Here is a 26,573-nt window from a genome sequence, read left to right on the forward strand (position 1 = left end):
AACCATGGTTGAGGTCAACCGTGCCGGATGATGGGGGGCATGGATGAGATGGTGTTGCTCAGGCATGGCGCGACAGAGTGGAGCACGGCGGGCAAGCACACGGGCCGCACCGACGTGCCGTTGACGTCCGCCGGCGAGGAGCAGGCGCGGGCGCTGGCGCCGCTGGTCAAGGAGGTGCCGTTCGATCTGGTGCTGGTGTCCCCCGCCCAGCGGGCCCGCCGCACGGCGGAGCTGGCCGGGCTGCAGACGTATGAGGTGGATGCGGATCTGTGGGAGTGGGACTACGGCGGCTACGAGGGCATCACCACGCCGACGATCCGGGAGACCCATCCGGGCTGGTACCTGTGGCGTGACGGCGTGATCCCCGGCGACGCCGAGCACCCCGGCGAGAGCGCGGCCGACGTCGGGGCGCGGGCCGACCGGGTGATCGCCAGGGCGAAGGCGGCCGAGGGACGGGTGGCACTGGTGGCGCACGGGCACTTCCTGCGCGTGCTGACGGCCCGCTGGCTGGGCCTGCCGCCCGCCGACGGCCGCCTGCTCAAGCTCGACACCGGCACATACTCACGGCTCGGCTTCGAACACGCCGAACCCGTGGTGACGACCTGGAACGCCCCGGTCACCTGACCCAGCACAGGAAAGCGCCGGTCAGCCGACCTCAGCCCGTACGGCCGACGCGTGCAGCGCCTTGCTCACCAGCCAGCCGCGCAGCGAGCCGTGCCGGGGCTCGTACGACAGCGGCCGTTCCCACAGCGCGACGAACACGTCCTGGGTGATCTCCTCGGCGAACGCCCGGCTCCCCGTGATCTTGACCGCCACCCCGTACACGAACGGGCTGTGCTCGTCATAGGCGGCGGCGAGCGCGTCGAGGTCGCCCGCGACCAGGCGGGCGTGCAGGTCCAGGTCGGCGGCCATCAGTCACACCCCAGCGTGGCCGCGGCCCGCATCAGCTCGCGGGCGAGCGCGGGATCGCCCTCGGCCGCGTACGGGAAGGAGCCCGGCGGCCACCGGCCGGCCAGCAGCTTGCAGAAGTGGACCGCGTCCGCCGACACCAGCACGGCGACGCGGTCCGGCGTCGGCGAGAGCGGGACCGTCCACGTGCCGCCGCCGGCACCCGTCAGCACGACGGTGGCGGCCACGTCGCGGCGCGGTCCCTTGACGGCCTTGGGCAGCAGGGCCAGCCCGAACTCGGCGATCATGCGCACGTGCTCGCCGTCCGGGGACGCCGCGGATCTGGCGGTGGCGCTCCTGATGTCGTCGGCGTGCGTCCAGGTCTCGAACGTCCGCTGGATCATCGCGTGCCGCAGCGGCCCGCGCGCCGGGCGGGTGCCGGTCCCCGCCAGCTCCACTTCGACGCCGAGCAGCAGGCCGGGGCTGCCGGAGACGCGTTCGAGCAGGGATCCGGCCTGCTCGCGCCAGCGCCGGTGGACCGGCAGGCGGGCGACGGCCGGCAGGCCCATGAAGGCCGCGACCCTGGCGTCGTTGGCGGCCAGGTGCTCGACCATGCCGCGTACGGTGCCGTGCTTGGCCAGCGGCGCCTCCCACTGCGCCACGCTCAGCTCGCCCAGCAGTTCGTCCATGAGCGCCACCTGCTGGGCGTAGGGGAAGGCCACGGCGGCGACCGCGGTCTCGGCGGGGCTGCGTCGCAGCCGCGCTTTGGACAGCATCGACTCGCGCAGTCTGGGAGGTGGGGCGATCGCCTCACCCGGCGCGTCGAGGAGCGCGATGGCCGCGCTGCAGTCCGGGCACGAGGCGACGTGGTCGTCGGAGCTCTGTCCGTTAGAGAGGTACGAGTCCGTCATGGCTACCTCCGCAGCACGACGCTAACTCGATGCGCCTCCGGGCGCCAGACGGCTGCCGGGGAAGGGTGACAGGAGGGTCTCGCGCCACGGCCCGTCGAGGAAGTCGCGGGCCCGCCGTGCCCAGTCGAGCAGGCGCGGGTCGGGCGGCACCTCGTCGTCGAGGCCGAGGGCGGCGTCACGGGCCCGCTGCGTCCTCAGGTGGTCGTCGAGCGACACGCCCCAGACCGTGACGGCCTCGGTGTCACAGAACAGGACCTCGTACAGGCCGACCAGGTGATGGCCGTGCTCGGCCAGCAGCGGGGCGCGTTCGGTGCGGACCGCCTCCAGGTAGTCGAGTGCGGCGCCGGGTCGTACGCGGGCGCTCTCGAACACGTAGAACTCGGCGGTGTCCACCTCGCTCAGGTCCGGGCAGCCCGGCACGGCGCCGAGCGGGCGGGAGAACGCGGAGAAGCGCAGGTCATCGATGTCGGAGAGGAACAGGCGTTCGTCCACCCCCTGATAGATCTCCATCATCTGGCGCCAGCCGCCGTCCCAGCCGCCGTGGCAGTCCCATAACGTGACCGCCTTGAACTGCGGGTGGCCGGTGATGCCCACGGCGTAGAAGGCGCCGGCCAGGTCGATCTCGCGGGATCTGATGGACATGCCGGAGGTCAGCGTGGGCGCCTGGCGGGCCTCGTCCTCGCGCTTGTAGCGGGTCAGCCAGGTCAGGTACTCCATCGGCCGGCGCGAGTTCATCGGCCGGAAGTCGACCTCTTCGAGAAGGTAGATCCCACGCCGCATCCAGGGCTCCTTTGACCAAGCGATTGCTCGGCCCCCACCCTAGCTGATCAAGCGACCGCTTGGGTAGGCTGCGGCCCCCTCCCCGTCAGCCACTCCAGCACTCTGCGGTGCCCGGAGGCGGCGTCCTCGAAGTGTCCCCAGTGCCAGTAACGCGGTTGGTCACGGACGCCCGTGACCCAGGTGCGATAGGAGACGGCACCGCCGGAGGCCGCGGGCGCGACGCCGTAGGTGCGTATCACGACCTTGCCGCCGGGTGCGAAGAGCACGTCGTCGGCGATCGGATAGAGGGTCATTTGGTCGAGCATGTCTCGATCATGGAGGCCGGAGGAGGCAGGGCGGTTACGTCTCCGGCGCGCCTCCGTTAAGGAGCCGCGCCGGAGGTTAACAGCCTGTTACACCATCAGGCCGTCGAACTCCCCATCCTTCACTCCGAGCACGAGGGCCCGGATCTCGTCGCGGGTGTAGATCAGGGCCGGGCCATCGGGGAAGCGCGAGTTTCGCACCGCCACCCCGCCGTCGGGGAGCTTCGCGAGTTCGACGCAGTTCCCCTGTGAGTTGCTGTAGCGGCTCTTGCGCCAGGCGACCTGCTTGAGGTCGGCCGCGGGCATGCCGTTATAGGTCTGCTTCATCTACATCTTTCTGAGAAGACCGCCGATGAGCTCGACTGTGCCCCCTGGCGTGGTGCTCTCCACGCATAACTGCTCCATAGCCGTGAGATATGGATCGATGTCCTCACGCTTGTCCAGGTACAGGGCACCCCAGAGCTGCTCGACATAGACAACGTCCGACAAGTCGGACTCGGGAAATCGCAAGATGCTGAAAGCGCCACCTTCAGCGGCATGCATGCCGTACCTGAAGGGCATCACCTGAATGGTGATGTTGGGAAGGGCGGCGACCTCCAGCAGATGCTGAAGCTGTTCGGACATGACCTCCCGCCCGCCGATGGTCCTCTTGAGGGTCGCTTCGTCGATGACCGCCCACAGTCGCGGGCCGTCCTTCTGCGTGAAGCGCTCTTGTCGCTGCATGCGCAGATGCACGCGGCGCTCGATCTGCCCAGGGGTCTCATCGGGGTTGCCGAGTCGGTATACCGCGCGTGCGTAAGCAGCCGTCTGCAGCAGGCCAGGCACGAACTGCACCTCATAGGTACGGATCACGCTGGCTGCTTCCTCCAACCCCACGTACGTGGTGAACCACGCGGGCAGAACGGCTGAATACTTGTGCCACCACCCGGGGGTGTTGGCTTCGCGGACCATCTCCAGCAGGGCACGGCGCTCGGCGTCGTCGACGACGCCGTACAGGGTGAGCAGGTCCTCCACATCGCGTGTCTTGAATCCGACGCGACCGAGTTCCATACGGCTGATCTTGGACTCGGACGCCCGGATGTGGAATCCGGCCTGGTCGCGGGTGAGCTCGCTGGCTTCACGCAGCCGCCGCAAACTGGCGCCAAGCATGATGCGCCGAACGGTCGAACCTGAACCGGGCGGATCGAGGGACACGTGCTGCTCCTTGGTCGTTTCCTTAGCACACAGTCTGTCACTCCACGGCCGAAAGATCATATGCCGCGGACAAGATCCCCTTTCCCACCGATTGACCTTTTGAGGCAAAGGTAGCGGTTGCACGCGGTGTCTGCACGTGCATTCGCTCTTGCACCTGCACGAGAGTTTGCTCCAGAATGATCAATGTGCAATCCACCACGGTGACGCAGGGCCAGTGGACCACGTTCGACTGGTGGCCCCCGGTCGGGTGGTGGCCGGAGGCCGCGCGTGACCTGCTGGTTCCAGGGCCGGCCAGGAGCGCCACGTTCGTGCTCCCGCCCACGCCGTCCTCGATCCACGCCGTCCGCAGCTACACCAACGGCACCCTGACGGCGTGGGGGCTCGGCGAGCTGGTCGAGAACATGGAGCTGGTGGTCTCCGAGTTGGCGACCAACGCGCTGCGGCACGGGTTACACCTGGCCGAGGGCCGTTGCCAGCGCCCGGTCCACATGTCCCTGGTGCGCCGCGGCCCGCTGGTTACCAGCGCCTTCACCGATCCAGGCTCCTCGGTGCCCACGCTGAGATACCCTGGCCCTCTCGACACCGGCGGCCTCGGACTCCACATCGTCGAATCGCTCAGCCATCGATGGGGCTGGTCCGCACTCGCGCCCCACGGGAAGATCGTCTGGGCAGTCCTCTCCTGACCGGGGGTGATCTGCATTACCGTGGATGCTCATGGCTCACGGTGAGTCCCTGCGTGCGACCCCATGAGAGTGCTGACAGATGGATGATCACCTGCTCGGCTGGCTACGAACACTTGACGAAGACAGGCTGGGACGCATCCTGGCGACCCGGCCCGACGCCATCGCGGCGCCGTGGCCGCGGCGGCTCGACACCCTGGCCCAACGGCTCGGCAACGGATTCGCCGTGATGGAGGCCCTGCGCGGCCTGCCTCTTCCCTGCCTTGAGCTGGCTCAGGCGTGCCTGGTCGTCCGGCACGCCACTCCCGAGCGGCTGGCGGCCTTCCTCGGCGTGCCGGCCGAGGAGATGACCCCCTGGCTCGACCTCCTCCATGATCACGCGCTTGCCTGGCCCGACGGCGAGGGCGTCATCCGCCTGGCCGAGGCCGTGTCCCGGTGGTGGACCGCGCCCCTCGGCCTGGGCGAGCCGCTCGACCACTACCTCAACTCCTGGACGATCAGCGCCGACACGCTGCGCTCGCTCGCCCGAAACCTGGGGCTCCCGCCCCACGGCAACAAGCGCCGCACGATCAGCCGGGCGAGCGAGGTGCTCGGCGACCGCGCACGGCTCGACGCGTTGCTGCGTCACGCCCCCGAGGGCACGGTCAAGCTGCTCGACGGCTTCGCCTGGGACGGCCCGGTACGCGACGTCGACGGCGGCCGGTTCGTCCTGCCCGGCACGCCGGAGAAGTGGTCCGCCGACCACGGCCTGCTCTACCGGCCGAGCTGGCACGTCGCCGAGATGCCGCGCGAGGTGGCGCTCGGTCTGCGCGGCCCCGGCTACCACCCGCCGTTCACCCCCGAGCCGCCCGAGGTGGTCACGATCCCGATCGACCCGGAAGAGGTCGATCACCTGATGACGCTGGCCGCCCCGCACGTGGTCGAACGGTGCGCGGCGCTGCTCGACAACACCTCCAAGGCGCCGCTGCCGCTGCTGAAGACCGGCGGCGTGGGCGTGCGCGAGGTACGCAGGGTGGCCAAGGAGACCGGCTGCGACGAGGACGAGACCCGGCTGCTGCTGGAGGTCTGCACCGTGGCCAGGCTGCTGGCCTGGGACGAGCCGTCCGGCGGCATGATCCCCACCGAGCGGTTCGACCGCTGGCGGCTCGACGAGGGCTCGGCCAGGCTGCGGGTGCTGCTGTCGGCCTGGTGGCGCATGGAGCGCTCGTCGCTGCGCAAGATCGACGGCAAGTACGGCACCGTGCTGGGCGACGAGCAGTCGGGCGCCGCCGTGGCGCGCGTGCGCCGGGCGGTGCTGTCGGTCCTGTCCCACCTGCCGTCCGGCACGGCCTTCGCCGACCGCGCCAGCCTGGTCCGCAACGTTCATTGGCACTCTCCGCTGCTCGATCAGTCCCTGCTGGCCGAGTGCACGTCCGCGGTGCTCGACGAGGCGCGGCTGCTCGGCCTGCTGGCCAACGACTCGCTCACCGACCTGGGCCGGGCGCTGGCCGGGCTGGCCGCCAAGGCGGGCGACGAGAGCGACGACGCGGTGCCGCTGGTCGAGCACGACCCGATGCTCATGGAGGCCTCGACCAGGGCGCTGGCCAGCGTCCGCAGGAGCGCGCTGTTCGGACCCGACCTGACCGCGGTGGTGACGGGACCGCCGTCCGCCGAGCTGGCCGCGCTGCTCGACCGGGTGGCCGAGCGGGAGTCACGGGGCGCGGCCTCGGTGTGGCGGTTCACCACCGAGAGCGTGCGCCGCGCGCTGGACCACGGCTACGACGCCGACGAGCTGCTGACGGAGTTGTCCGGCGTCGGCACCATCCCGCAGCCGCTCGAATACCTCGTACGCGACGTGGCCCGCCGGCACGGCGAGGTGACGGTGACCATGGTGGGCTGCGTGGTGCAGGCCTCCGACCCGGCCCTGCTCGCCGAGATCGCCGGCCACCGGCGGCTGACCCGGCTCGGCCTGCGGCTGCTCGCCCCCACCGTGCTGGTGAGCTCGGCGGGCCCCGAACGCACGCTCGGCGCGCTGCGGGAGGCCGGCTACTCGCCGGTCCCGGTCGTCGACGGTGGCGGCGAGATCACGATCCGCCGCACCCGCGTCGAGGAGCCGCAGAACGGCAAGCTCATCCTGCTGCCCGGCGGCCAGGTGGCCGAGCTGTCGGAGTTCGCGGCGGAGTTCGAGGCGATGCCGCACAACCTCGCCGAGCCGGTCCCCGACCCGCACGAGCACGCCGCCCGCCTGATCGCCGCCGACCGCGCGGCGAACGAGCGCAGCGGGCGCACCTGGGCCGTCATCGGCCGGATGGCGACCAGGCTGCCGACGGCGCAGCAGTCACTGCTCGGCTTCGTCGTCGACCGGGGCGTACGCGCCGGCATCACGCTGACCGACGGCCTGACCGCGACGATCAGCCACGGCGAGCTCAAGGGCGGCGCCCTCGACGCCTGGTGTGAAGAGGCCGGCGATTACCTGGAGTTCCCGCTGGCCGAGATCGTCGAGGTCACGGGAGCTTACTAGCCTTCTTCAGGTTGGCCACCAGGCCCTCCACGAAGTCGGCGTAGCCCTGATAGCTGTAGGGGGCCTCGGCGCTCCACGGGTAGAGCTGCCCGGCCTTGACCGCGGGCAGCTTGGCGAAGGTGGGCTTCTTCATCATCTCCGCGGGCTTGAGCGACTGGGTGCGGGTGTCGTAGAGGATGACGTCGGCGTCGTAGGTGTCGGCGTTCTCCCAGCTCAGCGTCTGGAAGAAGCCGCCCTCGTCGACCTTGGAGGGCTTGACGACGTTCAGGCCGTTCTCGGTGAGGTGCACGATGTCCGGGTATTCGGGCGGGTTCACCACCCACATGGAGTCGGGGCCCGCCGACATCATGAGGATCTTGAGGTCCTTGAACGCCGCCAGCTCCTTGCCGGCCGCCTCCAGGCGGGCCTTGGCCTCCGGCACCCCTTGCAGGTCCGCGCCCAGCGACTTGGCCAGCTCCTCGTACTTGCCGATCACCTGCATGGCGCTGCGCCCGGTGAGCATGATGCCGGCCGTCGGGGCGACCTGCTCGATCGTGGCCTTCGACTTCTCCGGCACGTACCAGAGCGTGCCCTTGATGTACATGCTGCTGACCAGCAGGTCGGGCTGGAGCGCGATGTACTGCTCGACGTTGAACTCGTCCCAGACGTTGCCCAGTCCCCGCACCTTGGTGATGTCGACGTTGCCCACCTGGGGGTCTCGGGTGCCGTCCTTGAGCTTGTGCGGGCCGAAGACGCCGACCGGGCGCACGCCGAAGTCCCACAACGCCGCCGCGGCGCCGACCTGGGCGACCACGCGGGCGGGGCGCTTGGGCAGGTCGAGCTTCTTGTCACGGTCGTCGGTGAACGTCCATCCGCCCGCCGCAGCGGTCGGGGCCGCCTGCGTGGGGGTGCCCTCGTCACCGCAGGCCGCCAGCGTCAGGGCCGCCGCGAAACCTGCCGTGGCCGCGAGGAAACCCCTGCGAGGCAGTACCGGTCCCGACATGTCCATCTCCTAAGGTTAGGCTTGCCTTGCTACTGGGGCTTTACATTAGCCTCGCCTAAATTTGGCCGTGACGAAAGGGGGTGGGGTTGCCTGTGGGTGAGCAGGTCACATCGGTTGTGGACGCACCTGTGGCGTCCCGGGGGCGTCCAGCTGCGCTGGCCGGTGGGCTGGTGGTCGCGTTCGGCGTGCTGGTGCTGGTGGCGATGGCGAGCGTGGCGCTGGGGGCGCGGTCGGTGCCGCTGTCCACGGTGCTGGACGCGCTGACCGCCCCCAACGGGTCGAGCGACCACACGGTCATCCGCGAGCTTCGCGTCCCGCGGACCCTGCTGGGCATCGGTGTGGGCGCCGCGCTCGGGCTGGCGGGGGCGCTGATGCAGAGCCTGACCCGCAACCCCCTGGCCGACCCCGGCCTGCTCGGCATCAACGAGGGCGCCGCGCTGGGCGTCACCCTCGCGCTGGGGCTGTTCGGGCTCTCGGACCCGGCCGTCTACGTGTGGTTCGCGTTCGGCGGCGCCGCCCTGGCCTCCGTCGTCGTCTACGCGCTGGGCTCGTCCGGCCGCTCGGGCGCCGGTCCGGTACGCCTGGCGCTGGCCGGCATCGCCGTCGGCATGGTCTTCACGGCGGTGGCCTCGGCCGTCCTGCGCATGGACTCCCAGACGTTCGACCGGATGCGGTTCTGGCTGACCGGATCCCTGGCCGGGCAGACCTCCGACGTGCTGCTGCGGCTCGCGCCCTTCATGATCATCGGCTTGGCGGTGGGGCTGCTGCTGGCCAGGCCGCTGAACATGCTGGCGCTGGGCGACGACGCCGGCAAGGCGCTGGGCGTGGCCGTCACCCGCACCCGGGTCCTCACGGCCGTGTCGGTCACGCTGCTCTGCGGCTCGGCCACCGCCGCGGCCGGGCCGCTGTGGTTCGTCGGGCTGGCCGTGCCGCACGCCGTACGCGCCGTGGTGGGTCAGGATCAGCGGTGGGCGCTGCCGTACACGATGCTGGCCGCGCCGGTGCTGCTGCTGGCGGCGGACGTGGCGGGGCGGCTCATCGCCCGGCCCGGCGAGGTGCAGGTGGGCATCATGTGCGCCGTGGTCGGCGCGCCGATCTTCATCCTGATGGTCAGGCGCAGGAGGCTGGCCGCGCTATGAGCCTGCGTTTCGGCCCCTGGTCCGTACGGCTGGCGCCGCGGGCCCTCGTCGTCGGCCTGGTCCTCGTTCTGGTCGCGTTCGCCGTGGCCGTGGCGGCGATCTCGACCGGCGAGTTCACCGTGTCCGTACCCGATGTGCTGACCGCGCTGTTCGGCCACGGCACGCCCGTCGCCGAGCTGATCGTGGGCAAGCTGCGCGCGCCCAGGGTGGTCACCGGGCTGCTGGTGGGCGCGGCGTTCGGGGTGAGCGGGGCGATCTTCCAGAGCCTGACCAGGAACCCCCTCGGCAGCCCCGACTTCATCGGCTTCACCGCCGGCGCCTCGACCGGCGGCATCCTCGGCGTGATCGCGGGCGGCACGGCGCTGCAGATCGCGGGCGGCGCGCTGGCGGGCTGCGTCGGCACCGCCGTGCTGGTCTACGCGCTGGCCCATCGCGGGGGCGTGCAGGGGTACCGGCTGGTACTCGTCGGGATCGGCGCGAACGCGCTGCTCCTGGCCGCCAACTCCTACCTGCTGACCAGGGCCAACATCAACGACGCCGCGACCGCGGGCGCGTGGCTCACGGGCAGCCTCAGCGGGCGCGGCTGGGACCACGCGATCCCGGTGGCGGTGACGCTCGCGGTGCTGCTGCCGGTCTGCGCGTTCGTGTCTCGGCCGATGCGGATGATCGAGATGGGCGACGACGCGGCGAAGGCCATGGGCATCAGGGTCGAGGCCGTGCGGGCCACGGCCATCGCCGTGGGCGTGCTGCTGTGCGCGGTCGCCACGGCCGCCGCCGGGCCGGTCATCTTCGTCGCCCTGTCGGCTCCGCAGCTGGCCAGGCGGCTGACCCGCTCGCCCGGGGTGACGATGGTCGCGTCGGCGCTCATGGGCGCCGTCCTGCTGACGGGCGCGGACCTGGCCGCCCAGCGCGTGCTCGCCCCCACCCAGCTGCCCGTCGGCGTGCTCACCGCCGCGATCGGCGGCGCGTACCTCGCCCTGCTCCTGCGGAAGGACCGTCACTGATGGCACTCCCCCCGTCCGCCCGGCTGTCGGGCAGCGACCTCACCCTCGCCTACGACCAGCGCGTCGTGGCGGCCAAGCTGGACGTGACGATCCCCGACGAGTCGTTCACCGTGATCATCGGGCCGAACGCCTGCGGCAAGTCCACCCTCCTGCGCGCCCTGGCCAGGATGCTCAAGCCCAGGAAGGGCGCGGTCCACCTCGACGGCAGCGTGATCACCTCACTGCCGTCGAAGGAGGTGGCCAGGCGGCTCGGGCTGCTGCCGCAGAGCTCGATCGTGCCCGACGGCATCACCGTGACGGACCTGGTGGCCCGTGGCCGCTACCCGCACCAGAAGCTGATGCGGCAGTGGTCGCGCGCGGACGAGGCCGCGGTGACCGAGGCGATGCGCGCCACCGACGTGGCCGAGCTGGCCGACCGGATCGTGGACGAGCTGTCCGGCGGCCAGCGGCAGCGGGTGTGGCTGGCGATGGCGCTGGCGCAGGAGACGCCGATCCTGCTGCTCGACGAGCCGACGACGTTCCTCGACATCTCCCACCAGATCGAGGTGCTGGACCTCTGCGCCGACCTGCACGAGGCGGGCCGCACGATGGTGGCGGTCCTGCACGACCTCAACCAGGCGTGCCGGTACGCCACCCACCTCATCGTCATGCGCGACGGCGCCATCGTGGCCGAGGGCGAGCCCACCGGGATCGTCACGCCCGAGCTGGTGGCCCAGGTGTTCGACCTGCGATGCGAGATCATCGAGGATCCCCAGTCGGGCACCCCGCTCATCATCCCCGAAGCGCGCCGCCGGGCGGCGACCACCGCCTGACGCTCCCCCTCATCCCACGAGAGCCCCGACCAGGGCGGTGATCGCGTCGCGTGCGCGGGCCTCGCCGTACTCCGCCCTGAGCACGCCCGCCACCTCGGCGGCGGTGGCCGCGAGCAGCGCGTGCGACAGCACATCGGCGTCGGACCCCGGACGCGACGCCGCCAGCAGGATGGCCGTGTGGCGGTGCCAGAACCGGTAGGCCCCGATCCGGTAGCGGGCGCCCGGACTGGCCGTCTCGGACATGCGTACCAGGTCGAGGTGGGCGAACAGGTAGTCCAGATAGGCGTCGACGAAGGCGGTGAGCCGGTCGCGTGCGGGCGCGCCGGGACCCAGCGGCGGCGGGCCGTTCAGGATGCGTTCCTGCAGCACCCGTTCGCGCTCGTCGAGCAGCGCCACCGCCAGCCCGGACTTGTCACCGAATCTGCGGAACAAGGTCCCCTTCCCCACCCCTGCCTCGGCGGCGATCGCGTCCATGGAGACCGCTTCGACCCCCTTCTCGGCGAACAGCCTGGCCGCGGCGGACAAGATCTTCCCCCTGTTGCGCGCCGCGTCCGCGCGTTCATTGATCTGGCGGCCGTGGAGCATTTCCAGCGGCTGCCTTGACGAACCGGACCGCGGTCCGTTAGCTTTCGAGCGATCCACAAACCGGACTGTAGTCCATTTGAACCGGAGCCCACAATGACCATAACTCGCGAAGAGCTCCGTGCCGCACTCGGCACGGTCACCGTGCTCGACACGCTGGGCGGCGCCTACTACGCCCAGCAGCATCTGCCCGGCGCCATCGCGCTGGTCGAGAGCGAGGTCGCCGAGCAGGCGCCCGCTCTGCTGCCCGACAAGAACGCGCCGATCATCACGTACTGCTCGAACCCGGCATGCAACAACAGCAAGGCCGTAGCTCGCCGCCTGACCGCGCTCGGCTACACGAACGTGCGCAGGTACGTCGAGGGGATCGAGGACTGGGTCGGGGCGGGCCTGCCCGTGGAATCCTCGTAATTCTTGGAGCGTGCCAAAGGACGTGGAAGCGGACCTCCGGCCCGGGTGACCCTCTGGAAGCCAGAGCTTTTCTCAGGGGGGAACCAACCATGGACCACGCCGTCGTCATCGGCGCGAGCATGGCGGGCCTGTTGTCCGCCGCCGCGCTCCACCGCAGGTACGCCAGAGTCACCGTGATCGACCGCGACACGCTGCCCACCGTCGACGTCCATCGCAAGGGCGTCGGCCAGAGCCGCCACGCGCACGGACTGCTCGCCAGAGGCCGTGAGGTCATGGACGAGCTGCTGCCAGGGCTCACCGCCGAACTCGTCGCGCAGGGCGCGCTCCTGGGCGACCTGCAGAGCCAGGCCCGCTGGATCCACGGCGGGCAGCCGCTCGCCCGCGGGGAGAGCGGCCTGCTCGGGCTGTCGCTCAGCCGGACGCTGCTCGAAGGCCAGATCCGCCGCCGTGTCACCGCCCTGCCCGGCGTGCGCGTGCTGGCCGACCGCGCCGTCACCAGCCTGCTCGCCCAGCAGGGCCGGGTCACCGGCGTGCGGCTGGCGAACGGCGACCCGATGCCCGCCGACCTGGTCGTCGACGCCTCGGGACGGGGCTCGCGTACGCCGTTCTGGCTGTCCGAGCTCGGCTACGAGCGGCCCGCCGAGGATCGGGTGACGATCGATCTGAGGTACGGCACGCGCGAGTTCCGTCGCCGGCCGGACCAGCTGGACGGCGATCTGGTCCTCGTGGTGGTGCCCACGCCCGAGATCCCGCGCGGCGGGGTGGCGCTGGCGCTGGAGGACGACCGCTGGGTCGTCACCATGGCCGGGTACGGCGGTGCCGGGCCGGAGTTGCCGCTCCGGCAGTTCGCCGCGTTCGCCGAGACGCTGACCGCCCCCGACCTGCACCGGCTGATCACCGTCGCGGAGCCGATCGGGGAGCCGCGCTCGTACCACACCTCGGCCAGCGTCAGGTATCGCTACGAGCGGCTCTCCCGCTTCCCGGAGGGCCTGCTGGTCGTCGGAGACGCCCTCTGCGCGTTCAACCCGTTCTACGGCCAGGGCATGTCGGTCGCCGCGCTGGAGGCCAGGGCCCTGCTCGACCCCGACCTGCGTCCGCTGCCGTTCTTCAGGCGGATCACCAAGCTGCTGGACGCGCCCTGGGACATCGTGGTCGGCGGTGACCTGCGGCTGCCCGGCGTGGAAGGCGAGCTCACGCCGAAGATCCGGATGGTCAACGCCTACCTGGAGCGCTTCCACGCGGCGGCGGCACACGACGCCGACCTGGCCAGGCGCTTCCTCCGGGTGGCGAACCTGATGGACGCGCCGCCGTCGCTGATGAGTCCCGGGGCGCTGCTCAGAGTGTTCCGCAACGGCGCACCACGAGCATTGCCAGCGCTCGTGTGACCTCGCGCAACTCCCGCAGCTCGACCTGCTCCCTGGGGGCGTGCGCGTATCGCACGTCGCCAGGGCCGTAGTGCAGCGCCGGGATCCCGCCCGCGGCGTAGAGCCGCAGGTCGCTCCCGTAGGGCGCGGCCTTCTCGATCGGCCGCGTGCCCGTCGTGTCGGCGACGGCCCCGGCCACCTCCGCCAGCAGCGGGTGCGCCTCGGGCAGCTGCCCACTGGCGAACTGCCCGCCCGGCCAGGTGATCGCGGGCGGGTGGTCGCGCAGCCACGGGTGCGCGACCGACAGCACCGCCGCCTCGAACGCGGCCCGCGCCGCCGCCGGGTCCTCGCCGAGCCTGACGCCCATCCGGCCCTCCGCGACCAGCAGGTCGGGCACGCTGCTCGCCCAGTCACCCGCCCGGACGGTGCCGACCTCGATCGAGTACGGCAGCGCATTCCCGTCGAACAGGGCCGGCACGTCACGGTTGCGCTCGGCCTCCAGGCGCCGGATCGCCTCGAACACCGGCCAGAACACCTCGATCGCGTTGATGCCCTCGTACCGGGTGGCCGCGTGCGCGGCCCGGCCCGCCACCTCCATCCGGAACGTCAGCGCCCCCGCGTTGGCCGTGATGACGGCCCCGCCGGTCGGCTCGGTGATGACCGCCGCCTCCGCCGTGTGGCCCCTGGCCAGCGTGGCGAACGCGCCGAGGCCGCCGTCCTCCTCGCTGATCACGCAGTGCACGGCGAGCGGCCTGGCCAGTCGTACTCCGGCCTTCTTGAGCGCGCGGACGACGGCGAGGTTGGCCGCCAGCCCGGCCTTCATGTCGCAGGCGCCGCGGCCGTGCAGGGTGTCGCCGGTGATCCGGGCGGCGAACGGGTCGTTGCCCGCCCACTGGGCGGGGTCGCCGATGGGCACGACGTCGACGTGGCCCTGCAGGGCCAGTGCCGGGGTGCCTTCGCCGCCGGTCACGGCGACCACGCCGTAGCCCTCGGTCCTGGGGGCCTCGGTGCCGGGGAAGCCCGCGCGGCGGCCGAGTGCGTCGAGGTCCAGCTTCCAGACGTCCACGTCCAGATCCGCCTCGGTGAGCAGGCGGGCGAGGCGGTGCTGCAGGTCGGACTCGGCGTCGGTCCCGGTCACACTGGGCACCTTGACGGTCTCGGCCAGCAGGTTCACGGTCTCGGTGTCGTCGATGGCCTGGAGGACCCTGGCTTCCGCGTCGCGCATGAAGCACACGATCTCATGGCGTGAACCCATCTGGTGATTCGTGGCGATACAAGGGAGGAGGTGCGGGTGCGAAGCGTTTTGGTGTGGTTGGTGGTGGCTCCGTTCGCGGTATGGGCGGGGCTGCGGTGGAGCCCGTACGACGGGTTGTGGCCATGGGTGCCGATCGTGGCGTACACGCCGTACGCGGCGGCGGCGTCCGTGCTCGCGCTCGTGCTGGCCGGAGCGCTGCGGCGGTGGGTGGCGGGGGCGGTCGCGCTCGTCACGGTGGCGGCGCTGGCGCTGGCCGTGCTGCCTCGCTGGTTCGCCGACACCGGCGGCGAGCGGGTCGCGGGCGGCGAGCCGGTCGGGGGAGGGCGGACGCTGCGGGTGCTGGCGGCCAATCTGATGGTGGGCTCGGGTGACCCGGCGGGGCTGATGGAGCTGGTCACCAGGCTCCGGCCGGACGTGCTGACGCTGCAGGAGCTCACGCCGAAGGCCGCGGCGGCCCTGGACCAGGCGGGGCTGCGCAAGGTGCTGCCGCAGGCCGTGGTCCGGCCACTGCCCGGTGTGGGCGGCTCCGGCGTCTACTCGCGCTACCCGCTGACGGCGGGGCCGGCCATCCAGTTCGGGGCGTTCGGGCAGGCCAGGGCAGTGCTCACGGAGCCGGGCGGGACGAAGGTCGAGGTGGTGTCCGTGCACCCGTGCGCGCCCCAGTACGTCGGGCCGACGCTCTGCTGGCGGCAAGGGCTGGTCGCCCTGCCGCGCGGCGGCGGGGTCACGCGGGTGCTGGCCGGCGACTTCAACGCCACGCTCGACCACGTGCCGATGCGCGACCTGCTGGCCGCCGGCTACCGCGACGCGGCGGACGTCACCGGACGGGGGTTCACCGCGACATATTGGCCCAAGGGTGGGCGGGCTCCCGGTGTGGTGATCGACCACGTGCTGGCCTCCGCCGGGATGGGGGTACGCGCGTTCACGGTCGAGCATCTGGAGCGCACCGACCACCGGCCGGTCTTCGCCGAGCTCACGCTGCCCTGACGGCCCAGTTGCCGGGCAGCGGGGGCCCGGCTGACCGTAAACTGGGCGCGTGGTAGCACCCAAGTTCGAGATACAGATGCTGAACGACCGGGTGATGATCCGGCTGGAGCAAGAGACCGAGGAGCGGCGCAGCGGCTCCGGGATCGTCATCCCCGCGACGGTCAAGATGGCCAACCGATTGGCATGGGGCGAGGTCTGCGGGGTCGGCTCGAACGTACGCGCGGTCAAGGTGGGCGACAAGGTGCTGCTCAACCCGGAGGACCAGTTCGAGGTGGAGCTGCACGCGCAGGTCTACCTCGTCATGCGTGAGCGCGACCTGCACGCCGTCGCCACCCAGGAGACCGACCACGGCACCGGCCTCTACCTCTAGCCCCGATGGAAGGTCAGCCAGAGGTTCGCCTTCCACGTCTGGGACGGGATGACGGCCAGCACCCGGGTCACCTTGCCCGTCAGGTCGACCACCGACAGCCGGTAGGCGCTCTGATGGGCCATGACCGCGATGACATGGCTCTCGTCCCACCAGCCGAACAGCATCTCCGGACTGACGGCCACCCGGCTCGCGATCTTGCCGGTGGCCGGGTTCACCAGGCAGAGCTGTTCCTTGAAGCGTGCGGGGCACCAGGTGGTCAGGCGGGCGCCCGACGGCGAGTAGGCGTCCTCCGGGCCGGTCGGCAGCCCGACGCCCGCGAACGTGCGCAGGGTCGCGCCGTCACTGGCCCGATAGGTCCGCAGGCCGTCGCCGAACCTGGCGACGAGGTCGCCGCCGGGGCTCCACCAGAAGTCCGCCGCCCCGTCGAGCCCGGCGGGACGGACCGTGCGCGCGGTGCTCGTCACCACGTCGACGACGGTGAAGCCGACGGCGCGCCACTTCCCGCCGACCTTCTGCTCGACGGTGAGCGCCACCCGCTTGCTGTCACGGGACCAGGAGATGTACGAGGCGGCCAGCGGTTTCTTGACCGTGCGCACCCGCCTGCCCTTGCCGCTGGCGCGGTCGGTGAGGAGCAGGGAGTCGTAGCCGTCCCGGTAGGACTTCGGGACGCCGGCGACCGTGGCGGCGTCGGGCGAGACCGCCGCCTCCGACAGGGTCGGCTGCTGGGCGAACGTGCTGCCGGTCCTGGCCCTGAGGTACGTGCTCTTGGTGCCCAGGCCGTAGCTGCTGAGCCGTACAGGATCACCCGTTTTTTCCAGATATTTCACACTGACGCCGGGAAGGGGCAGTGTGTCCGCCTGGACGGTGGGGAGCTCGGCGGCCGGGAGCTTCGCGGCTGCCGGGAGCTCGGCGATCGGCGGCTCGGCGATCGGGAGCTCAGCGATCGGAGCGGTGGGAGCGAGCAGGGTGAGCGACACGGCGACGGCGATGTGGGCGATCACGCCCGCAGAATAGGCCGTGGACGGCGCCGTTTCCGGCAGCGATAACCACCCGATCTAGATAAAGCGCTGAGCCAGTTCGATGAGATCGATCCCCAGGGTCCTGAGCCCGACATAGACGATCACGGCTGCGGCGGCGATGGTCACGATGAGCACGATGACGCGGATCGGCCAGCCCTGCCGCTTGTACCATTCGGTCCAGTCGTGCAGCACCCGCTTGCCGAACTCCAGCGCCCGGCGCGCCCAGTGAAACTCGGTGGCCAGCACGGCCAGGCCCGCGAACACGATCAGCCAGCCCGGACCGGGGAACGGCACCATGATCAGCCCGCCCACCACCATGATCGCGCCGATGGTGCCGATGACGATCTTCAGCGTGAGCCGGCCGGCGCGGGTGGACCGGACGCCGTCCAGCCAGCCGTGGATGCCCGAACGGCGCTCGGGCATGCTGGAACGATCGGCTGACTCGCCCTTGATCGCGTCGGCGTCTCCGGTCTCGGAGTCCTGGATCGGCAACGTACTCCCCCGCACGGTCGATGTGCCCCCAGGATACGGCCCCAGAACCCGTTATAGGCTCCTATACCAAGCCCACCAGCCACCCACTCCACAAACCATCCCAAACGTAAAGTTTCGTGTTTTTGCAGGTGACTTCGGGCAAAAATCGGTTAACGTCTCCTATGCCCGAGGCCATGCTTCGTACCGTCACCGGTCCTGTTCCCGCGACCGCCATCGACGGTCCCGTCCTATCCCGTGAGCACCTGCGCACCGACATGCGCTGGGCGGTCGGCATCGACTCCGACCCCTACCGCTGGCTCGACGAGGATCAGACCGTCACCGCCGAGCTTCTCGAGCTGCGCCAGTCCGACCAGCTCGGCCTGGTCGTCGACCTCACCTGTCTGGGTATGGGCCGCGACGCCGCCGCCCTGGCCCGGATCGCGGTCGACAGCCGGGTCCCGGTGATCGCTTCGACCGGTCTGTTCGCCGGACCGTTCGCCGGTTCCCCTGACGCGGACGTCGAGACGCTCACGAAACGGCTGATGAGCGAGATCTCCGACGGTCTCGACGGCGTCGGCGTGTTCCCCGGCGTGATCGCTCAGGTCGGCTGCTGCGGCACCGAGCCCACCGCCGCCGAGGAACGCGGCCTGATCGCCGCCGCCCGCGCCGCGCTGGCCTCCCGCCTGCCCGTCACCACGTACGGGCACAACGGGCTGGCCATGCTGGAGATCCTCCTCGGCGAGGGCCTGCCCGGCGCCCGGGTGAGCGTCGGCTACGCGGACGCGGAACCGGCCATCGCCCGCAAGATCGCCGAAACCGGCGCGTACGTCAGCCTGGGCTCACTCGGCTCCGGCCCGGACCAGTCGGCCAGGATCGCACTCGACCTCATCGAGGACGGCCACGCCGACCGCCTCCTGCTCAGCACAGGCGTGAGCCGGATCGCGCAGGTCAACCGGTACGGCGGGCCCGGCTACGCCCACCTGTTCCACACGCTGCTGCCGCGCCTGCGCGAGTCGGGGGTCGGCGAGGACACGATCGCCCTCGTCACCCGCGACAACCCGCTGCGCTGGCTCACCAGCGGTTCAGCTTGACCTGAACCGCACTTGAGGTAGCACCCTCCTCTCATGACCTTCACTCAGGAAGAGCTGGACTACCTCGCCACCCAGCAACTCGGCCGGCTGGCCACGATCTCGCCCGACGGACAGGTGCAGAACAGCCCCGTCGGCTTCTTCGTGGACGCCGATGCGGGCGCGATCACGATCGGCGGGCACGACCTCGGCAAGTCCAAGAAGTACCGGAACATCGCGGCGGGCAGCACGGTCGCCTTCGTCGTGGACGAGCTGGCCTCCACCGACCCGTGGGTGGTACGCGGGGTCGAGATCAGGGGAACGGCGCAGGCGCTCGCCGACCAGAAGCCGCCGTTCCCCGGCTTCAGCGCCGAACTGATCCGGATCACCCCCAACAAGATCATTTCGTGGGGTCTGGGCGGGCCGCCCACCAACCGGAAGGTCTGAAACTGGCTAGGATTAGGGGCTGAGCCAGCCAGGCCAGGTGGGGGGACGGTGACCGAGCACACGCACAGCGGCGGCGGCCGTCGCAGGCCGTTCAAGGCGCTGTCCCGGATGGCCCGGCTGGGTGACGTCCCGGTCGTGATCATGCTGGCCTGGGCCGGTTGGCTGGCCGTCCCGTGGTCGTTCAGCGGCCTGGCCCAGGCCCGCGCCGCCGCGGCCGCCGCCGCCGCGGAGGCCGAGCCGCCACCGGTCGTCTCCGCCGACGCCGTACGGGGCGGCACGCTTGCCGGCGCCGACGTTGCAGGGGCCGGCAGGCTCGGCGGTGTCGACGCCGTACGGGCTGGCACGTCCGCGACCGCCGATGTCTTATGGGGTGGCGCGTCCGCGACCGCCGACGTCTTGCGGGGTGGCACGCCCACGGCCGCGGACGCCGTACGGGGTGGCACGCTCGGGAGCGCGACGCCCGCCATGGCCTGGGGCATCCCGGCCCACAGCGTCGCTCCTGCGCCCCGCACGGTCCGCGTCTCCCGTGGTGACGCACCGGGTGACGGGGGCCAGGCAGACGAGCTCGGGTGGGCGCTCTGCGACGACGGCACCGTCACCGCGGTCGGGCCGCTCCACGACAACGACGCCACCGACGTCCAGCCGCTCCACGACGAGGATGTGGCCGTCCGCCGGCCGTTCCGCGAACGAGGCGCATCACCGGCGGATGTGCTCGCCGTTGAGCGGGCGCGGATCGCCGGAGAGGTGCACGATGCCGCCGGGCATGGGCTGGCGGCCATCGCCATGCAGGCCGGGCTCGCGCTCATCACGCTCGACGACGACCCCGAGCAGGCGCGTGCCTCGCTGCTGGCGATCAAGGAGACCAGCACGACGGCGCTCACCCAGCTACGTGCCGCGCTTGACCGGCTCGACCCGCGCGACAGCACCCACGGCCTTGGCGCCGGTGCCTACGATCTGCCGAGTCTGATCGACGGGGTTCGGGCCGCGGGGCTGCCGGTGGATATGGAGCCCGCCGATCCCGCTGTGCCCGCCCACCTCAGCGCGACCGTGTACGGGGTGGTGCGCGAGTCGCTCACCAACGTGCTGCGCCACGCCGGGCCGACCAGAGCGCTCGTACGGCTGTCCGGCGACCCGGCCGGGCTCGTCCTGGAGATCGCCGACCGCGGCGTCGGCCGGCCAGGGACGGCCGAAGGGCACGGCGGGTCAGGGACGGTCGAAGGGCATGGCCGGCGTGGGGCGGCCGAAGGGCACAGCTGGTCAGGGACGGTCGAGGGGCGGGGGCTGGCCGGGATGCGGGCCAGGGTGGCCGCGGCGGGCGGCCACTTCACCGCGGGACCGCGGGACGGCGGCGGCTTCCAGGTCCTCGCCACGTTCCCCGAGAACACCACGCCCCAGAGCGCCGCATTCCAGAGCGTGCCGTCCCAGAACATCGCACGCCCAAGCGTTGCACCCCAGAGCGCCGTAGATCGCCAGGACGCGTCAGATCGCCTCACCGGCGCCGACTCCCCGGCAGACCTGACGTGACCGTGCCATACTCCGATCCCCCACCCCCCGCCCAGCCCGACCCGTCAGCCGAGCAGGCCGTCGGACCGGTGATCCGGGTGGCCGTGGCCGATGATCAGGCCGTTGTGCGGATGGGGCTCAGGGCGCTGCTGGAGCGGGAGCCGGGGCTGGAGTGCGTCGGTGAGGCGGCCGACGGCGCGGCGGCGCTCCAGCTCATCCGCCGTACCCGGCCCGACGTGCTGCTGCTCGACATCCGCATGCCCGGCATGGACGGCCTGGCTACCCTGCGGGCCATCGCCGGTGATCGCGAGCTGAGCGGCACCAGGATCGTGGTGGTGACCACGTTCGCGGTGGACGAGTACGTCTTCGCCGCGCTCCAGGCCGGCGCCAGCGGGTTCCTGCTCAAGGACAGCGCCCCCGACGAGCTGGCCGGTGCGGTCCGGGTGGTGGCCGCGGGCGAGGCGCTGCTGTCGCCCGCGATCACCAGGAAGGTCATCGGCCTGTTCGGCCGGCACGGCACCGAGCCCGTCGAGGGCCTCGAGACCCTCACGCCACGCGAACGCGAACTCGTCGCCTGGGTGGCCACCGGAAGATCCAACGAGGAGATCGCCAAGGAGCTGGTGATCAGCCCCGACACCGTCCGTACGCATGTCAGCCGGGCCATGGTCAAGTTGCGCGCCCGCGACCGCGCCCAGCTGGTGGTGTTCGCCATGCGGGCCGGGCTGGCCGTACCGACGTGACTATCTGAGGAAGCCTTCGTAGTTGCGCTGCTGGAGCTGGGCCTCGATCTGTTTCACCGTGTCGAGTCCCACCCCCACCATGATCAGGATGCTGGTCCCGCCGAACGGGAAGTTCTGCTGCGTACCCGGATCCCGCAGGATCGCGAAGGCCAGCAGCGGCAGCAGCGCCAGCACCCCCAGGTAGACGGCGCCGGGCGCGGTCAGCCGCGACAGCACGTACGCCAGGTACGTCGAGGTCGGCTTGCCCGGGCGCAACCCGGGCACGAACCCGCTGTACCGCTTCATGTTGTCGGCCACCTCGACGGGATTGAAGGTGATCGACACGTAGAAGTACGCGAATCCCACGATCAGCAGGAAAAATCCCATCATGTAGAGCGGGTGTGTCCCGCCGGTGAGGTTCCGCGACAGCCACCCGCCGACCTCGTCACCCAGCATCGGCGCGAGCAGCGTCGGCAGGTACAGCAGCGACGTGGCGAAGATGACCGGCGCGATGCCCGCCTGGTTGACCTTCAGCGGAATGTAGGTGCTGGTCCCGCCGTACACGCGCCGCCCCACCGCCCGCTTGGCGTACTGCACGGGGATGCGCCGCTGCGCCTGTTCCATGAACACCACGGCCGCCACCAGGAACACCCCGGTCACCAGCATCACGGCGAAGGCGAACGGGCTGAGCAGGAAGATGGTCGACATGTACGACGGGAAGTACGCCACAGTCTGGGTGAACATCAGGATCGACATCCCGTTCCCGATCCCCCGGTCAGTCACCAGCTCGCCCAGCCACATCACCATGCTGGTGCCCGCGACCATGGTGAACACCACCACCGCGACACCCAGCAGACTCTCGTCACGCAGCAGCGGCCGCGCGCACCCCGGCAGCAGCTGCCCGCCGCGCGCCAGCGCGACGACCGTGGTGGAGTTCAGCACCGCCAGCCCCACGGTCAGGTACCGCGTGTACTGGATGATCTTCGCCTGCCCCGCCTGCCCCTCCTTCCTCAGTGTTTCGAGTCGCGGCACGACGACGGCCAGCAGCTGCATCACGATGCTGGCGGTGATGTACGGCATGACGCCCAGCGCGAAGACCGACAGCTTCAGCATCGCGCCCCCGCTGAGCAGCTGAACCATGTCGAACAACCCGCCACGCGCCGACCCCAGGCACTGCTGGACCGCCACGACGTCCACCCCCGGCGACGGCAGGATCTGCCCCAGCCGGAACAGCCCGATGACGGCCAGCGTGAACAACAATTTCTTCCGGAGATCCGGCACCCGGAACGCCCTGAACAGCACGGTCAGCATGAGCCGAGTCTGTCGGCGCCCCCGCCGGAGGTCGTCCGCCGAGGAGCGGCACCCACGTACGCAAATCCGCGTACGCGAGACTGATCACATGAGCATGAGCACGCTATGGATCATCAGCGGGCCGCCCGGCGCCGGCAAGTCCACCGTCGCGGCGGAACTGCTCGCCCGCCTCGACCCAACGCCCGCCCTGCTCGACAAGGACACCGTGTACGGCGACTTCGCCGCCGAGATCCTCCAGGGGTACGGCCGGCACCACGGCGAGCGCGAGGGCCCGTGGTACGACGAGCACATCAAGGTGCACGAGTACACCGGCCTCACCAGGACGGCCAGGCAGATCCGCGAGCACGGCTGCCCGGTGCTGCTCGACGGCCCGTTCACCACGCAGGTGCACTCGGCGCAGCTGTGGGACAGGTGGGCCGATGAGCTGGGTGGCCCGCCGATCAGGCTGATCTGGGTCCGCTCCGACGGCCCGACCCTGCGCGAGCGTCTGGTGGCCAGGGGGTTCGAGAAGGACGCGGGCAAGCTGGGGGCGTTCGACGCCTACCTGGCGGCGATCCGGGTGTCGGAGCCGCCGGCCGTACCGTACCTGGAGATCGACAACCGGCGTGGCGCGCCGCCGGTCGGCGCGCAGCTCACGGCGGCGGGTCTGCCGCCGCGAAACAGCCCGATATCCACTTAAGGCACTCGATAGTCGTCGTCACGCGCGTCGAGGATGGCCATGTGACCCGGCAGATGGCCGATCGCGAAGTCGACGCCGCTGGCCATGATCACCGCCTGTGGCGTCACCCCGCATGCCCAGAACAGCGGCACCTCGCCGGGACGCACCTCCACCGGATCGCCGAAGTCGGGACGGCCGAGGTCGGCGATCCCGATCGCGGCCGGGTCGCCCACGTGCACGGGCGCCCCGTGCACCTGCGGGTAGCGGCGGGTGACCTCGATCGCGACGTCCACGAGCGCCGCAGGGACCGGCCGCATCGACACGACGAGCGGGCCGGACAGCGTGCCGGACGGCTGGCACGCCACGCTCGTCCGGTACATCGGCACGTTCGTCCCCATGTCCAGGTGCCTGATCGGCACCCCGGCCCGCAGCAGCGCCTGTTCGAAGGTGAAGCTGCAGCCGATGAGGAACGCCACGAGATCGTCACGCCACTCGGCGACCACGTCGTCGAGATCGGCGACGGCCTTCCCCTCGCGATAGAGGCGGTATCCCGGCAGATCGGTGCGTAGGTCGCCGGGGAACAGCGCGGTGGACCACGCCCCCGGCTCCCCCACGTCCAGCACCGGGCACGCCTGCGCGTTGCGGTGCGCGAACAGCAGCAGCTCGTACCCCAGCTCCTTGGGCACGGCGATCAGGTTGGCCTGCGTCCACCCGCTGCACCAACCTGCGGTCGGCACCCGCTCGCCCGCGCGGAAGCGCTCCCGCGCCTGCGCCGGGCTCAGGTCTGCGACATCCACGCTTTGACATTACGCCCGGAAACCGGACCCGCAATCTTCGGCATACTTTGATCTACCGGGGTAGTAGCGAACGCCGTGCGCCTTGATGTGAACCTCCTCGACTACGCGCTCATCGCGATCTACTTCGCGACCGTGCTCGGCATCGGGTTCGCCGCGAAGCGACGGATCAGTTCGAGCCTCGACTTCTTCCTGGCCGGCCGTGGACTCCCCCCGTGGATCACCGGCTTAGCCTTCGTCTCGGCCAACCTGGGTGCGATCGAGATCCTGGGCATGGCCGCCAACGGCGCGCAGTACGGCGCCATGACCGTGCACTACTACTGGATCGGCGCCGTGCCCGCGATGGTGTTCCTCGGCATCGTGATGATGCCGTTCTACTACCGCTCGAAGGTACGCAGCGTCCCCGAGTTCCTGGGGCGGCGCTTCAACGGCGCCACCCAGCTGCTGAACGCGATCTCCTTCGCCGTGGCCCAGATCCTCATCGCCGGGGTCAACCTCTACGCGCTCGCGCTGGTCATGGAGGCCCTGCTGGGCTGGCCACTGCCGGTGTCGGTGGTGGTGGCGGCGGTGATCGTGCTGTCGTACATCACGCTCGGCGGGCTGTCGTCGGCGATCTACAACGAGGTCCTGCAGTTCTTCGTCATCCTGGCCGGGCTGATCCCGCTGACCATCATCGGGCTGAACCAGGTGGGCGGCGTCTCCGGGCTGTTCGACAAGGTACGGCAGAGCGCGCTCGGCGAGGCCGGGCTGCACACCTGGGCCGACACCGCCGGCAAGAACCCGATGGAGGCCCACTGGCTCGGCATCGTGTTCGGCCTGGGCTTCATCCTGTCCTTCGGCTACTGGACCACGAACTTCGCCGAGGTGCAGCGGGCCTTGTCCGCCAGGAACACCAACGCCGCCCGGCTCACCCCGATCATCGCGGCCTACCCGAAGCTGTTCATCCCGCTGGTGACCGTGCTGCCGGGATTGATCGCCCTGGTCCTGTTCAAGGACTTGGGCAAGGGCCAGGCCTACAACAACGCGATCCCGCTGCTCATGGGGAGCCTGCTGCCCAACGGTGTGCTCGGGGTGGCGGTGACCGGGCTGCTGGCCTCGTTCATGGCCGGGATGGCGGCCAACATCAGCGGGTTCAACACGGTGTTCACCAACGACATCTGGCAGGCGCACCTGGCCAAGGACCGCCCGGACGACTACTACCTGCGGGTGGGCAGGATCGCCACCGTCGCGGGCGTCGCGCTGGGCGTCGGCACCGCGTTCATCGCGGCCGGCTACTCCAACATCATGAACTACCTGCAGGCGCTGTTCTCGTTCTTCAACGCGCCGCTGTTCGCGACCTTCATCGTCGGGCTGTTCTGGAAACGGATGACGCCGTGGGCCGGCTTCTGGGGCCTGCTGGCGGGGATCGGGTCGGCGTTCGCCTCGTACATCGCGTACAAGGCCGGGATCCTGGACTTCGGCACCGAGCTGAACGCCAGCTTCTGGGGCGCGGGCGTGGCCTTCGTCGTCGACGTGATCGTCTCGGTGCTGGTCACCCTGGTGACTACGGCCAAGCCCGAGGAGGAACTGCGCGGGCTGGTGTACGGGCTCAGCGCGGTCGACCTGTCGGACGATGCCATGGCCGGTGACAAGAAGTGGTACCGCTCGCCCGTGATCCTCGGGACGGGCGCGATCGTCATAGCCGCCGCGCTGTACGGGGCGATCCTGTGAGTGACATCAGAATGGTGATCGGCGGGCTGTTCCTGATCTACGGGGTGATCCTCATCGTCGCCGGAGTGGTGGGGGCGGCGGTCAACCTGTGGACCGGGCTGGCCATGGCGGTCTTCGGCGGCGCCTTCGTGATCTGGGCCCGCGTCAAGCGCATCTGACGCCGGGGGCGGCCGGCCCGTCGGCCCGCCGCCCCTGTCCCGGTCGTGAAACTTTCAGTAATCGAGCCCGAACGTATGGGCGCCCAGGCCGAACCCCCCTCCTTTCGGCACGACGTACCCCTGCTCGACCAGCGTCGCCAGGCTCCGCCGTACCTCGTCCTCTTCCAGACCGGTCGCGCGGACGAGCGCCGGAAGCTCCGTACCGCCGGACTCGACCGCCTGCGAGGCGACCGCCTCGTACACGTGGATGTCGACGTCGGACAGTGCCTGCACGTCGTGATCTCGGGCCATCAGCGCCGCCTTGCCCCGTCCCTGAGCCGGCCCGGGTCGACGTCGCGTTCCGGGTAACGGCGCAGATACTCGGTCTCCAGTTCGTTGGTCCGCGAGGTGTGGCGGGCGAACGCGGCGGCCGAGCCGTGCAGCAGGGCGTCGGTACGTGTCGCGTGCAGTTGCCGCAGCTCACGCAGCAGGTCGTCGTCCTCGAGTTGCGCTGGATCGATTCCCATCGTCGTCATGGGCTACCCCCTACCCCAGAAGAGACCCGACAATATCTGT

The 26,573-nt window shown here is 70.7% G+C and carries 32 protein-coding genes; 17 read left to right on the top strand and 15 right to left on the bottom strand.

Features of this window, described 5'->3' with window-relative positions; all coding sequences use genetic code 11:
* Positions 1–39 precede the first annotated feature (39 nt).
* Positions 40–624, top strand: coding sequence for a histidine phosphatase family protein (locus KME78_RS32665; RefSeq protein WP_219533252.1), 585 nt, complete (start codon positions 40–42; stop codon positions 622–624).
* A 21-nt stretch (positions 625–645) separates the two neighbouring features.
* Here the strand turns inward: KME78_RS32665 and KME78_RS32670 are convergent, their stop codons facing one another.
* The 6 genes from KME78_RS32670 to KME78_RS32695 form a co-directional block, all read right to left on the bottom strand.
* Positions 646–912, bottom strand: coding sequence for an RNA polymerase sigma factor (locus KME78_RS32670; RefSeq protein WP_219533253.1), 267 nt, complete (start codon positions 910–912; stop codon positions 646–648).
* Positions 912–1,799, bottom strand: a complete 888-nt coding sequence (locus KME78_RS32675; protein WP_219533254.1) for a maleylpyruvate isomerase mycothiol-dependent enzyme family protein — start codon at positions 1,797–1,799, stop codon at positions 912–914. The genes KME78_RS32670 and KME78_RS32675 overlap by 1 nt, the downstream gene beginning before the upstream one ends.
* Positions 1,800–1,820: 21 nt before the next feature.
* Positions 1,821–2,579, bottom strand: a complete 759-nt coding sequence (locus tag KME78_RS32680) for a hypothetical protein (protein ID WP_219533255.1) — start codon at positions 2,577–2,579, stop codon at positions 1,821–1,823.
* 47 nt (positions 2,580–2,626) lie between these two features.
* Positions 2,627–2,884 carry a hypothetical protein gene (locus tag KME78_RS32685; RefSeq protein ID WP_219533256.1) on the bottom strand — a complete coding sequence of 86 codons (258 nt, stop codon included), beginning with the start codon at positions 2,882–2,884 and terminating at the stop codon, positions 2,627–2,629.
* Positions 2,885–2,971: 87 nt separating this feature from the next.
* On the bottom strand, positions 2,972–3,208 hold the full coding sequence (locus KME78_RS32690; RefSeq protein WP_219533257.1) for a DUF397 domain-containing protein: 237 nt from the start codon (positions 3,206–3,208) through the stop codon (positions 2,972–2,974).
* A complete protein-coding gene (locus KME78_RS32695; RefSeq protein ID WP_504740167.1) occupies positions 3,209–4,075 on the bottom strand; it encodes a Sco1979 family transcriptional regulator in 867 nt (288 codons plus the stop codon).
* A 176-nt stretch (positions 4,076–4,251) separates the two neighbouring features.
* On the opposite strand from KME78_RS32695, the gene KME78_RS32700 reads away from it, so the two are divergent.
* Positions 4,252–4,758: an ATP-binding protein gene (locus tag KME78_RS32700; RefSeq protein ID WP_219533258.1), complete on the top strand. Its 507-nt coding sequence runs from the start codon at positions 4,252–4,254 to the stop codon at positions 4,756–4,758.
* Between the two features lie 79 nt (positions 4,759–4,837).
* Positions 4,838–7,255, top strand: a complete 2,418-nt coding sequence (locus KME78_RS32705; protein ID WP_219533259.1) for a helicase-associated domain-containing protein — start codon at positions 4,838–4,840, stop codon at positions 7,253–7,255.
* On the opposite strand, the gene KME78_RS32710 is transcribed toward KME78_RS32705, so the two are convergent.
* Positions 7,239–8,237, bottom strand: coding sequence for an ABC transporter substrate-binding protein (locus tag KME78_RS32710; protein ID WP_219533260.1), 999 nt, complete (start codon positions 8,235–8,237; stop codon positions 7,239–7,241). The genes KME78_RS32705 and KME78_RS32710 overlap by 17 nt on opposite strands.
* Before the next feature lie 128 nt (positions 8,238–8,365).
* On the opposite strand from KME78_RS32710, the gene KME78_RS32715 reads away from it, so the two are divergent.
* From KME78_RS32715 to KME78_RS32725, 3 genes are read left to right on the top strand one after another with little or no spacing between them, the layout of a single operon-like run.
* Positions 8,366–9,376 (top strand): FecCD family ABC transporter permease, encoded by a 1,011-nt coding sequence (locus tag KME78_RS32715; protein WP_308127226.1) that lies wholly within the window; start codon positions 8,366–8,368, stop codon positions 9,374–9,376.
* Positions 9,373–10,380: a FecCD family ABC transporter permease gene (locus KME78_RS32720; protein ID WP_219533261.1), complete on the top strand. Its 1,008-nt coding sequence runs from the start codon at positions 9,373–9,375 to the stop codon at positions 10,378–10,380. Before KME78_RS32715 ends, KME78_RS32720 begins: the two co-directional genes overlap by 4 nt.
* Positions 10,380–11,192, top strand: coding sequence for an ABC transporter ATP-binding protein (locus KME78_RS32725; protein ID WP_219533262.1), 813 nt, complete (start codon positions 10,380–10,382; stop codon positions 11,190–11,192). The genes KME78_RS32720 and KME78_RS32725 overlap by 1 nt, the downstream gene beginning before the upstream one ends.
* Before the next feature lie 9 nt (positions 11,193–11,201).
* Here the strand turns inward: KME78_RS32725 and KME78_RS32730 are convergent, their stop codons facing one another.
* Complete coding sequence (locus tag KME78_RS32730) at positions 11,202–11,777, bottom strand: TetR/AcrR family transcriptional regulator (protein ID WP_219533263.1); 576 nt, start codon at positions 11,775–11,777, stop codon at positions 11,202–11,204.
* 93 nt (positions 11,778–11,870) lie between these two features.
* Here KME78_RS32730 and KME78_RS32735 point away from each other — a divergent pair, with 93 nt between their 5' ends.
* Both KME78_RS32735 and KME78_RS32740 read left to right on the top strand, forming a co-directional pair.
* Positions 11,871–12,185, top strand: coding sequence for a rhodanese-like domain-containing protein (locus tag KME78_RS32735; RefSeq protein ID WP_219533264.1), 315 nt, complete (start codon positions 11,871–11,873; stop codon positions 12,183–12,185).
* Positions 12,186–12,274: 89 nt separating this feature from the next.
* Positions 12,275–13,570 (top strand): FAD-dependent oxidoreductase, encoded by a 1,296-nt coding sequence (locus tag KME78_RS32740; protein WP_219533265.1) that lies wholly within the window; start codon positions 12,275–12,277, stop codon positions 13,568–13,570.
* Here KME78_RS32740 and KME78_RS32745 read toward each other — a convergent pair.
* Positions 13,521–14,774, bottom strand: coding sequence for an ArgE/DapE family deacylase (locus KME78_RS32745; protein WP_219533266.1), 1,254 nt, complete (start codon positions 14,772–14,774; stop codon positions 13,521–13,523). The two genes, KME78_RS32740 and KME78_RS32745, sit on opposite strands and share 50 nt — an antisense overlap.
* A 66-nt stretch (positions 14,775–14,840) precedes the next feature.
* Between KME78_RS32745 and KME78_RS64900 the strand changes: the two genes are divergently transcribed.
* Entirely contained in the window at positions 14,841–15,791 is a 951-nt protein-coding gene (locus KME78_RS64900) for an endonuclease/exonuclease/phosphatase family protein (RefSeq protein ID WP_219533267.1), read from the top strand.
* A gap of 49 nt (positions 15,792–15,840) precedes the next feature.
* A complete protein-coding gene (locus tag KME78_RS32755) occupies positions 15,841–16,161 on the top strand; it encodes a GroES family chaperonin (RefSeq protein WP_219533268.1) in 321 nt (106 codons plus the stop codon).
* On the opposite strand, the gene KME78_RS32760 is transcribed toward KME78_RS32755, so the two are convergent.
* Both KME78_RS32760 and KME78_RS32765 read right to left on the bottom strand, forming a co-directional pair.
* Positions 16,158–17,162, bottom strand: a complete 1,005-nt coding sequence (locus tag KME78_RS32760; RefSeq protein ID WP_219533269.1) for a TolB-like translocation protein — start codon at positions 17,160–17,162, stop codon at positions 16,158–16,160. The genes KME78_RS32755 and KME78_RS32760 overlap by 4 nt on opposite strands.
* Before the next feature lie 54 nt (positions 17,163–17,216).
* The gene (locus KME78_RS32765; protein WP_219533270.1) at positions 17,217–17,672 is read right to left on the bottom strand and encodes a TIGR02611 family protein; all 456 of its coding nucleotides are present in this window, start codon (positions 17,670–17,672) and stop codon (positions 17,217–17,219) included.
* A 173-nt stretch (positions 17,673–17,845) separates the two neighbouring features.
* Here KME78_RS32765 and KME78_RS32770 point away from each other — a divergent pair, with 173 nt between their 5' ends.
* From KME78_RS32770 to KME78_RS32785, 4 genes are all read left to right on the top strand, one after another.
* Positions 17,846–18,742: a phosphotriesterase family protein gene (locus tag KME78_RS32770; RefSeq protein WP_246652505.1), complete on the top strand. Its 897-nt coding sequence runs from the start codon at positions 17,846–17,848 to the stop codon at positions 18,740–18,742.
* A gap of 33 nt (positions 18,743–18,775) precedes the next feature.
* On the top strand, positions 18,776–19,165 hold the full coding sequence (locus tag KME78_RS32775) for a PPOX class F420-dependent oxidoreductase (protein ID WP_219533272.1): 390 nt from the start codon (positions 18,776–18,778) through the stop codon (positions 19,163–19,165).
* A 48-nt stretch (positions 19,166–19,213) separates the two neighbouring features.
* The gene (locus KME78_RS32780) at positions 19,214–20,689 is read left to right on the top strand and encodes a sensor histidine kinase (protein ID WP_219533273.1); all 1,476 of its coding nucleotides are present in this window, start codon (positions 19,214–19,216) and stop codon (positions 20,687–20,689) included.
* Between the two features lie 68 nt (positions 20,690–20,757).
* The gene (locus KME78_RS32785; RefSeq protein ID WP_214643784.1) at positions 20,758–21,408 is read left to right on the top strand and encodes a response regulator; all 651 of its coding nucleotides are present in this window, start codon (positions 20,758–20,760) and stop codon (positions 21,406–21,408) included.
* On the opposite strand, the gene secY is transcribed toward KME78_RS32785, so the two are convergent.
* Complete coding sequence (secY, locus tag KME78_RS32790; RefSeq protein ID WP_219533274.1) at positions 21,409–22,698, bottom strand: preprotein translocase subunit SecY; 1,290 nt, start codon at positions 22,696–22,698, stop codon at positions 21,409–21,411.
* Positions 22,699–22,786: 88 nt separating this feature from the next.
* On the opposite strand from secY, the gene KME78_RS32795 reads away from it, so the two are divergent.
* On the top strand, positions 22,787–23,377 hold the full coding sequence (locus tag KME78_RS32795; RefSeq protein WP_246652506.1) for a P-loop nucleotide/nucleoside kinase family protein: 591 nt from the start codon (positions 22,787–22,789) through the stop codon (positions 23,375–23,377).
* On the opposite strand, the gene KME78_RS32800 is transcribed toward KME78_RS32795, so the two are convergent.
* Positions 23,374–24,153 (bottom strand): putative hydro-lyase, encoded by a 780-nt coding sequence (locus KME78_RS32800; protein ID WP_219533275.1) that lies wholly within the window; start codon positions 24,151–24,153, stop codon positions 23,374–23,376. The two genes, KME78_RS32795 and KME78_RS32800, sit on opposite strands and share 4 nt — an antisense overlap.
* Before the next feature lie 75 nt (positions 24,154–24,228).
* Between KME78_RS32800 and KME78_RS32805 the strand changes: the two genes are divergently transcribed.
* Both KME78_RS32805 and KME78_RS32810 read left to right on the top strand, forming a co-directional pair.
* Positions 24,229–25,860 carry a sodium:solute symporter family protein gene (locus KME78_RS32805; protein WP_219533276.1) on the top strand — a complete coding sequence of 544 codons (1,632 nt, stop codon included), beginning with the start codon at positions 24,229–24,231 and terminating at the stop codon, positions 25,858–25,860.
* The gene (locus KME78_RS32810; RefSeq protein WP_219533277.1) at positions 25,857–26,018 is read left to right on the top strand and encodes a hypothetical protein; all 162 of its coding nucleotides are present in this window, start codon (positions 25,857–25,859) and stop codon (positions 26,016–26,018) included. Before KME78_RS32805 ends, KME78_RS32810 begins: the two co-directional genes overlap by 4 nt.
* Positions 26,019–26,072: 54 nt before the next feature.
* On the opposite strand, the gene KME78_RS32815 is transcribed toward KME78_RS32810, so the two are convergent.
* Both KME78_RS32815 and KME78_RS32820 read right to left on the bottom strand, forming a co-directional pair.
* Complete coding sequence (locus KME78_RS32815; RefSeq protein WP_219533278.1) at positions 26,073–26,309, bottom strand: IclR family transcriptional regulator; 237 nt, start codon at positions 26,307–26,309, stop codon at positions 26,073–26,075.
* Entirely contained in the window at positions 26,309–26,533 is a 225-nt protein-coding gene (locus KME78_RS32820) for a DUF6158 family protein (RefSeq protein WP_219533279.1), read from the bottom strand. The genes KME78_RS32815 and KME78_RS32820 overlap by 1 nt, the downstream gene beginning before the upstream one ends.
* Positions 26,534–26,573 lie beyond the last annotated feature (40 nt).

Origin of the sequence: Nonomuraea guangzhouensis (assembly GCF_019396345.1) — a bacterium.
GTDB classification, from domain to species: Bacteria; Actinomycetota; Actinomycetes; order Streptosporangiales; family Streptosporangiaceae; genus Nonomuraea; species Nonomuraea guangzhouensis.